Origin of the sequence: Kitasatospora sp. NPDC059648 (genome assembly GCF_042734825.1) — a bacterium.
Taxonomy (GTDB): Bacteria; Actinomycetota; Actinomycetes; order Streptomycetales; family Streptomycetaceae; genus Kitasatospora.
This window is the reverse complement of the sequence record NZ_JBHWDU010000071.1, coordinates 34,442-42,747: the sequence shown is the minus strand read 5'-3', so window position 1 is coordinate 42,747 and position 8,306 is coordinate 34,442. Positions and strand designations below refer to the sequence as shown.

Genomic DNA, 8,306 nt, shown 5'->3' with positions numbered 1-8,306 from the left:
GTCCTCGGTGGTCGCCACGCCGATGCTGGCGCTGACCCGGACGGCGCCCGCGCTGAGCTTGAACGGTTCCCTGAACACCGAGAGCACCCCGCCCGCGATGGTGTCCACGTCGGTCGGGCGCATCGCGTCCTCGACCAGGACGGCGAACTCGTCGCCGCCGAGCCGGGCGGCGGTGTCCGAACTGCGCAGCGCGGTGGAGATCCGCAGCGAGACGGCGACCAGCAGTTCGTCGCCCACGGCGTGGCCCTGGGTGTCGTTGACCACCTTGAAGTCGTCCAGGTCGATGAACAGCACTCCGGTGACCGCCCCGCTGCGCTCGCCGCGTGCGAGCGCGTGGCCGACCCGGTCCTGGAACAGCACCCGGTTGGCGAGGCCGGTCAGCGAGTCGTGGAAGGCCCGGTGGGTGAGCTCCCGCTCCATCTGGCGCTGCTCGGTCACGTCGCGCAGGGTGAGCACCAGTCCGCCGACCGTCGGGTCGTCGCGCAGGTCGGTGTAGCGGACCTCGGCCTCGATCGGGGTGCGGTCCTGGCGCAGCAGCCGCCAGTGCTCGCGCGGCTGGTCGCCCCGGGGCGGGTCGGCGGGGCCGCGCATCCGGGCCAGTGCCTTGCCGACCTCCCGGCCGTCCTCGGGCGGGACGAGGTCGGTCAGCAGGGTGCCGTCCAGGTCGGAGTGGCCGAGCACGCGCTCGGCGGAGGAGGAGGCGTAGCGGATGCCGTCGTCGGCGTCGAGGATCAGGATGACGTCGCTGGCGTTCTGCACCAGGGCGCGGAAGTACAGCTCGCTGTTGCGCCGGGTGACCTCCTGGCTCAGCACCAGGCGTTCGACGGCCAGGGCGGCCTGGGCGGCCAGGATCTCCAGCGATCCCCAGAGGCTGGTCAGTTCCTGCTCGGTGCCGGTGACCACGAGCGCGCCGATCAGCGGATCGCCGGAGGGGCGTTCGGCCAGCACGAGGGGGCAGACCAGGGCGGCGGGCATGCCGCCGAGGTGGGCGGGGAGGTCGACGGAGCCGACGGGCAGCAGGCGGGTCTCGCGGTGGGCGGCGAGGCGGGCGAGGACCTCGTCCTCCTCGGGCACCGCGGAACTCCCGTCGACCTGCCCGGCGTCGTCGGCGCGTCCGGGGCCGTCGGCGCGTCCGAAGTCCTCGCCGTCCTTGCCGTCGCCGGCCCGCCGGACGTGCAGCACCCGGTGCTCGGTGACCGCGAGCAGCGCGACGTGCCCGCGCTCGGCGGGCATCAGGGCCGAGGCGGCGGACTGGACGGCGTCCGCGACCTCCGCCACCGTGACGGCCGCGGTCAGCCGGGCGCCTGCCTCGCGCAGCGTCCGCTCGCGGGCCACGGCCTGGCGGCGGGCGCCCACCACGACGGCCAGCCGGGCCAGCACCAGCAGGTAGAGCAGGGTGGAGAAGGCGCCGATCACGCCCGCGTTGGAGGTGTTCCCGGCCAGCGACTCGATGATCAGGATGGCGGGCGCGATCAGCGAGGCCATCGTCAGAAGGGCGAGCCGGCTGGCGGAGAGGTCGGGCTGCTGGGTGGGGACGGGCCTGGTCAGCTCGACCATCGAGGGGTGCAGTGCGGCCGCCCCCCAGGCGGTGTAGAAGGCGGCCCAGCCGAGTTCGATGCCGGTGCCGATCCGCCAGGTGCCGTGCAGCTGGATCAGCCCGTAGAGGACGTCGGAGGCGAGCAGGCCCAGGGCGCCGACGGTGAGCAGCTGCAGCGAGCGGGAGTTGCCGCCGCGAGGGGTCAACAGCCTCAGCAGCAGGGCGAGCACGACCACGTCGCCGAGCGGGTAGGCGATGGAGACGGCCTTCTGGAACCAGGTCAGGTCCGGGTTCCGGGCGTACGGGAGGATCAGGTAGATCCAGGCGAGCAGGGCCAGGCCCAGGGTGATGATCAGGGCGTCGAGCAGTCCGGCGCGGTCCTGACGGGCCGTGCGGCAGCGGATGAAGCCGAGCAGGCCGATGGCGTACAGCACGAACTCGGCGAGGTAGAAGGCGTCGGCGACGGACGGAAAGGGGTTGTGCAGGTGCAGGATGTCGAGTTGGAGTGCCTGTACCGCCTCGCCGGTGGTGAAGCTGAGGTTGGCCAGCGCCAGCAGGTACCAGAACAGCGGGTGGCGGGGGCGGTTGAGCCGGACGCCGACCACGACGGCGGCGACGCCGCCGAGGCCCGTGCCCGTCCACCAGACGATCCGCAGACCGGGGTCGGAGAAGTAGATGCCGGTGAACAGCACCATCCAGCACAGGTAGCACACCATCAGGCGTTGTCGCCGGAGAGTCAACGAGGCTCCCTCCTCCGCGCCGCCACCCCGCCGCAGGGGCAGGGGAGTTCGGGCGAGGACGGGTCTGTCGGGACCGTTCCACCCACGAACGAGCCGGCGCCGTCCGGCGGGCTGGGCGACGGACGTCGTCGGTGTTCCGTGGGTGCGTATAGTCAGAATTGTCGCACCTCCCAGCATTCTGCCGCTTCAGCAAGAGGTCAAGCCGGTGGACGACGCAGCCGACAGCGCAAGGGGCGTACGCACGGATGTGAACTCCGGACGTCACGCCGTGGTACGGAACGACGACGATCAGTACGCGGTCTGGCCGGGGGACCTTCCGCTGCCGTCCGGGTGGCAGCAGGTCTACGGGCCGACCGGACGGGCGCAGTGCCGGGCCTGGGTGGAACGGAACTGGCAGCAGGTGCCGGTCCGCGGCTCCCGCGCCGGGTTCGCGCAGACCGTGCACGGGCTGTTCCGGACCCGTGCCGCCCACGATCCGGCGGCGGTCGCGGTGGTGGGGGAGGGCGCCACGCTGAGCTACCGCGAGCTGGACCTGCGCAGCGACCGGCTGGCCGCGGCGCTGCGGGCCCGGGGAGCGGCGTCGGGGCAGGTGGTTCCGGTGTGCCTTCGCCGCGGGGTGGAGCTGGTGGTGGCCTGGCTGGCGGTGCTCAAGGCGGGCGCGGCCTTACTGCCGCTGGACCCGGCGCACCCGCCGCGGCGGCTCGCGGCGCTGGTGGCGGACTGCGGGGCGCGGGTGGCGGTCACGGACGGCGCCGCGTTCGACGGGGTGGTGACGGTGGAGCCGTCGACAGGGGCCGCGGCGGACGTTCCGGACGATGTTCCGGAGGATGTTTCAAAGGACGGCTCCGCACCGGACGACCTCGCCTACCTCGTCTACACCTCCGGCACCACCGGCCGCCCCAAGGGCGTGCCGGTCACCCATCGTTCACTCGTGTTCACCCTCGACCGGGTCGTCCACGCCTACGGCCTCGCCCCCGGTGAGCGGGTGCTCCAGCTGGCCGCGCTCGGTGCCGACACCGCGCTGGAGCAGGTGTTCTCCACGCTGTCCGCGGGCGCGACCGTCGTGCTCGGCGGCCGCTGCACCTGGGCGCCCACCGAACTGGTCCGGCGGCTGCCCCGGCTCGGTCTGGCGGTCGCCGACTTCACGCCCGCGTACTGGCACCACGTGCTCGGCCTGCTGCCGCCCGGCGGCCCGGCCCCGGCCGGGCTGCGGCTGGTGGTGGTCGGCGGGGACGTGGTACACGCCGACGACTGCCGGGCCGGCCGGGAGCGGTTGCCGGGGGTCCGGTTGCTCAACGCGTACGGGGTGACCGAGGCGGCCGTCACCTCACTCCACTGCGAGGTCACCCCGGAGCTGCTGGACGCCCCCACCGCGCCGGTGCCGATCGGCCGCGCGCTGCCCGGCGTGCGGGTGCACGTGCTGAACGAGCGGCTGCGGCCGGTGCGGCCCGGCGAGCGGGGCGAGATCCACCTCGGGGGGCCGGGCCTCGCGCGCGGCTACTGGCGGCAGGCCGCGCTCACCGCCGAGTCGTTCCTGCCCGACCCGTACGCGCCGCTGCCCGGCGAGCGGATGTACCGCACCGGCGACGCCGGGCGCTGGCGGGCGGACGGGCAGTTGGAGATCCTCGGACGCCTCGACGACCAGGTGAAGGTGCGCGGGCACCGGGTCGACCCGGCCGAGGTCGAGGCGGTGCTGGCCGGCCATCCGGCGGTGCGGCAGGCCCGGGTCGCCGCCGACGGCAGCGCGCCGGACGGCAGCCGGGTGCTCACCGCCTACTACACGGTCGGGGACGCCGCCGTGCGGCCCGGACTGCTGCGCGCCTTCCTTGCGGAACGGCTGCCGGAGTACCTCGTCCCGGCGGAGTTCGTGCCGCTGGAGGCCATGCCGCTCACCCCGGCGGGGAAGATCGACCGGCGGTCCCTGCCGCGGGCCCCGGTGCGGACGACGGCCCAGGCCGCCGACGCCGTGGGACCGGGCACCGTGGTACCGGGCGCCGTGGAACCCAGTGCCGTGGAACCCAGTGCCGTGGAGGCGGCCGTCGGGCACCTCTGGGCGGAGCTCCTCGGCGCCGAGCACGTCGGCCCCTACGACGACTTCTTCGCCTTCGGCGGCACCTCGCTGCTCGCCATGGAGATGCTCACCCGGGCCCGGATGATGTTCGGTCTGGACGTCGGCCACGTCCGCACCCTCACGCGGGCGCTGCTCCGCTCGCCCGTGCTGCGCGACTTCACCGCCGCCCTGCAGGCCGCCCGCACCGGCGTCACCCAGGGCGAGGCCGCCGTCGACTGGTACGCCGAGGCCCGACTCACCCACGCCGTGAGCCAGTCCTGGAGCCCCGCGCCCTCCCGGGCCGAGCCCGCCGAGATCCTGCTCACCGGCGCCACCGGCTTCTGCGGCGCCCACCTGCTGGACGTCCTGCTCGCCACCACCCGGGCCCGGATCCACTGCCTGGTCCGCGCGCCCGACCGGGAGCACGCGCTGGAACGGCTGCGCGCCAGCCGACAGCGCTTCCTGCGACGGGACCTGGCGGACGCCCGGGTGGTACCCCTGGTCGGGGACCTCGCCGCCGAGCGGTTAGGCCTGACGGAGCGTCAGTTCGACTGGCTCGCCGGGCACCTGGACGCCGTGTACCACCTCGGCGGGCAGGTCAATTTCCTCTACCCGTACCGCCAGTTGCGCGCACCCAACGTCGGCGGCACCCGGGAGGTGGTCCGGCTCGCCGGGCACAGCCGGGGCGTCCCGGTGCACTACCTCTCCACCCTCGCCGTGCTGGCCGGGTTCGGCGCGGCCGGTGTCCGCGAGGTCACCGAGCGCACGCCGCTCGCCCACCCCGAGCGGCTCGGCGTCGGCTACGTCGAGAGCAAGTGGGTCGCCGAGCAGCTGCTGCACAACGCGGCGGCGGGCGGGCTGCCGGTCACCGTGCTGCGCACCAACGACGTCACCGGGGACCTCGCGGCCGGGGTGATGAACACCAGCACCGAACTCTGCGCGCTGATCAAGTACTTCGCCGACAGCGGCACCTTCCCGGACGTGCAGCTGCCGCTGGACTTCGTCCCGGCAGACCGGTTCACCCGCGCGGTCGTCCACATCGCCGCGCACGCGCCCGCCGACGGGGAGGTCTACCACCTCGCCTCGCCGAATCCGGCCGGGCTCCCCGACCTGGCCGACCGGCTCCGGGCACGCGGCCGCCAGGTCGCCGAACTCCCCTACCGGGACTGGGTGCAGCGGCTGGTCCGGTTCGCCGCCGGGCACCCGACGCACCCGATCACACCCTTCGTCCCGCTGTTCGTCGACCGGGCGCCGGGGGCGGACCTGTCCATCAGCGAGCTGTACTTCCAACCGGTGTTCCCGCGCTTCGACCGGTTCAACGCGGAGGCGGCGCTGGAGGGCAGCGGGATCGAACTCCCCGGTGTGGACGGTGCGTTGCTGGACCACTACCTGGCGCGTCTGGCGGACGAGGGGTTCCTGTGAGCGTGACCGGCTTCGACGCGCTGGACCTCCGGCGCGCGGACGGCGAACGGCCGGTGGCCTTCGGCGGGGAGCTCGGACCGGAGCAGTTGCTGACGGCCTACCGGCACGGGCTGTTCCCGCTGCCCGCGGCCGACGACTACGCGAGCGCCTACAACGAGGCGTTGTACGGGGGCGCGGTCGAGGCCGGGGAGGTGGCCCTGCTGCCGGGGGCGGAGGACCCGTACGCGCTGGCGTGGTGGTCGCCGGACCCGCGGCCGGTGTTGCGCCCCGGCGGGGTGCGGCTGCCCCGCAGGCTCGCCCGCCGGCTGCGGCGCGTGGCGGGCGGGGCGGGCGACGGGGCGGGCGACGGGGCGGGCGACGCGGACACGGCAGGGGCGGCGGAGTGGTTCACGACCGCGGACACCGCCTTCGGGGACGTGCTCACGGCCTGCGCCGAGGGGCGTCGACCGGTCTGGCTCACCGATGAGTTGAGGAGAGCCCTGATGGAGCTGAGTGCCCGCGGGGCGGCCCACAGCGTGGAGGTGTGGGAGGGCGAGGAGCTGATCGGCGGGGTGTTCGGGGTGGCCGTCTGGCCGGTGCTGAGCCTGGACTCGATGTTCCACCGGCGGCCGGACGCCGCCCGGGTCGCCGTCGCCGACCTCGGTGCGCGGTTCGGCGCCGCGGGCGGGCGGCTGCTCGACGCCCAGTGGGACGGGCCGTACGTGCGCAGCCTCGGGGCAGTGCCGATGACGCGCTCCCGCTACCTCGCCGAACTGGCCGGGGCCCCCGCGTCGGGCACCCTGCCCACGGGCAGGCTGCCGGTCGCACGGCTGGTCTGACCTGACCTGTGCCCCCTGCTCCTTCCGGCCCCTCGTTGGCCTGTCTTCGACAAACTTATTCCTCGTCAGTAACATGACGCCGCGTGTTCAAGCCCTCGATAGGCCGGGCCGCGCCCGCAGCCCTGCTCACCCTCATCCTCGCCGGGACGGCCGCGTGCGGTCCCACCAGCCCCGGCACCGCCTCCCGGGCGGTCGGCGAACCCGCCGCCGCCACCACCACCGACGCCGCCGCGACCACCGCCGGGGGCAGCCCGGCGGGCGCCGCGACCACCCCCGGCGCGCCGCGCGCCCGGGCCGGCGTCCCGGCCTCCAGCCGTCCGACGCCGACCGGCACCAATGTCGCGGCCGCGCCCGCCGGGGACAAGCAGGCCGCCATCGGCACTCCGGGCAAGGACGGCGGTGCGGTCACGGCCGCCAACAAGGCCCTCCAACTCACCTCGTACGACCCGGGGAAGGGCACCGCGGTGCTCACCGGCGGCGGTGCGTCGGCCTCGCCGACCGCGACCCCGTCGGCCTCGGCGTCCGCTTCCGCCACCGCCACCGCCACCGCCGCGGCCGTCCAGCCCGGCCAGCTGATCGCCAGCCCGCCCACCGCCGCCGCCCCGCAGGGCGCACTGGTCGCCGTCACCGGCGTCAACCCCGGCGCGGGCAACACCCTGAACCTCACCACCCGCCCGGCCACCCTCTCCGAACTCCTCGGCGGCACCGAGGCGGACGGTCAGGTGCCGATCGACGTGCACGGCATCCAGGTGACCCCGCTGGTCAAGGACGTCAAGGCCACCGTCGGTGCCGACTTGGGCGGTGTGAAGGCCGACGCTTCCGGCACCCTGGAGGTCGACGTCAAGGCCCCCGTGCCGCTGCCCGGCGGCGCCAGCCTGGACGCCTCCGGCTCCCTCCAGCTCCACCCGGCCGTCCACTTCGCCTACCACGGCGCGGGCGCCGCCGGCCCGCGCACCGCCTCCGTCGGCTTCGACCTCGGCGCCCACGCGAACTGGAAGGTCACCGGCGACGTCGCCCGCAACACCGGCGCGGCGCCGATCCGGGTGCCCTTCGCCAAGCTGCAGGCCAGCCCGGTGCTGACCGTCGCCGGCCTGCCCGTGGTGGTCAACCTCGGGCTCACCTGCTACCTGGAGGTCGGTGCCGACGGCCAGGTCCACCTGGAGGCCGAGCAGGAAGCCGCCGGCACCTGGGCCGTGCGCGCCGACTACACCGGCGGCAAGGGCTGGACCTCGGCCACCGACGCCGACAGCAAGGTCTCCCCGGTGCACGTCCGCCTCAACGGCAAGGCGTCGGTCCGCGCCGCCCTCGGTGCCGAGGTCAGCCTCGGCCTGTACGACACCGTCGGCGTCGAGGCCACCGTCGCCCCCTACCTGAGCGCCAAGGCCGAGGGCTCCCTCGCCGTCGACCTCCCCGGCAACGGGCCGCAGGTACAGGGCAGTTGGGCGCTGGTCGGCGGCATCGACCTGAACGGCGCGCTGACCGCCCACCTGAAGATCTTCGGCACCCCGATCATCGAGGGCAAGCTCCCGCTGCCGCCCTTCCACAAGGAATGGCCGCTGCTGGCCGGCTCGGTGTCCCTGCCGTCCCCGCGTCCGAGCAGCACCTGACCGATCACAGCTGAGAGAGGAGTGGGGGGTGGGGCGGGGCGGCGAACCCCACCACCTGGGGGTGGGGGGGCGGGGGGGGGCGGAGAGGCGCGGGGTGGACCGGGTGGCGGAAGAGGTGGTAAAACCGGCCGC

Annotated in this window: 4 protein-coding genes; 3 read left to right on the top strand and 1 reads right to left on the bottom strand. The window is 74.7% G+C overall.

Annotated features, from left to right (window positions below; translation table 11 throughout):
* A partial coding sequence (locus ACFV1W_RS30755) for a diguanylate cyclase domain-containing protein (protein WP_380420536.1) occupies positions 1-2,277 on the bottom strand: 2,277 nt, incomplete at its 3' end.
* Between the two features lie 247 nt (positions 2,278-2,524).
* Between ACFV1W_RS30755 and ACFV1W_RS30750 the strand changes: the two genes are divergently transcribed.
* The 3 genes from ACFV1W_RS30750 (at position 2,525) to ACFV1W_RS30740 (ending at position 8,174) form a co-directional block, all read left to right on the top strand.
* On the top strand, positions 2,525-5,749 hold the full coding sequence (locus tag ACFV1W_RS30750) for an amino acid adenylation domain-containing protein (protein WP_380420535.1): 3,225 nt from the start codon (positions 2,525-2,527) through the stop codon (positions 5,747-5,749).
* The gene (locus tag ACFV1W_RS30745; protein WP_380420534.1) at positions 5,746-6,567 is read left to right on the top strand and encodes a leucyl/phenylalanyl-tRNA--protein transferase; all 822 of its coding nucleotides are present in this window, start codon (positions 5,746-5,748) and stop codon (positions 6,565-6,567) included. The genes ACFV1W_RS30750 and ACFV1W_RS30745 overlap by 4 nt, the downstream gene beginning before the upstream one ends.
* Before the next feature lie 83 nt (positions 6,568-6,650).
* Positions 6,651-8,174 carry a hypothetical protein gene (locus ACFV1W_RS30740; RefSeq protein ID WP_380420533.1) on the top strand — a complete coding sequence of 508 codons (1,524 nt, stop codon included), beginning with the start codon at positions 6,651-6,653 and terminating at the stop codon, positions 8,172-8,174.
* Positions 8,175-8,306: the final 132 nt, after the last annotated feature.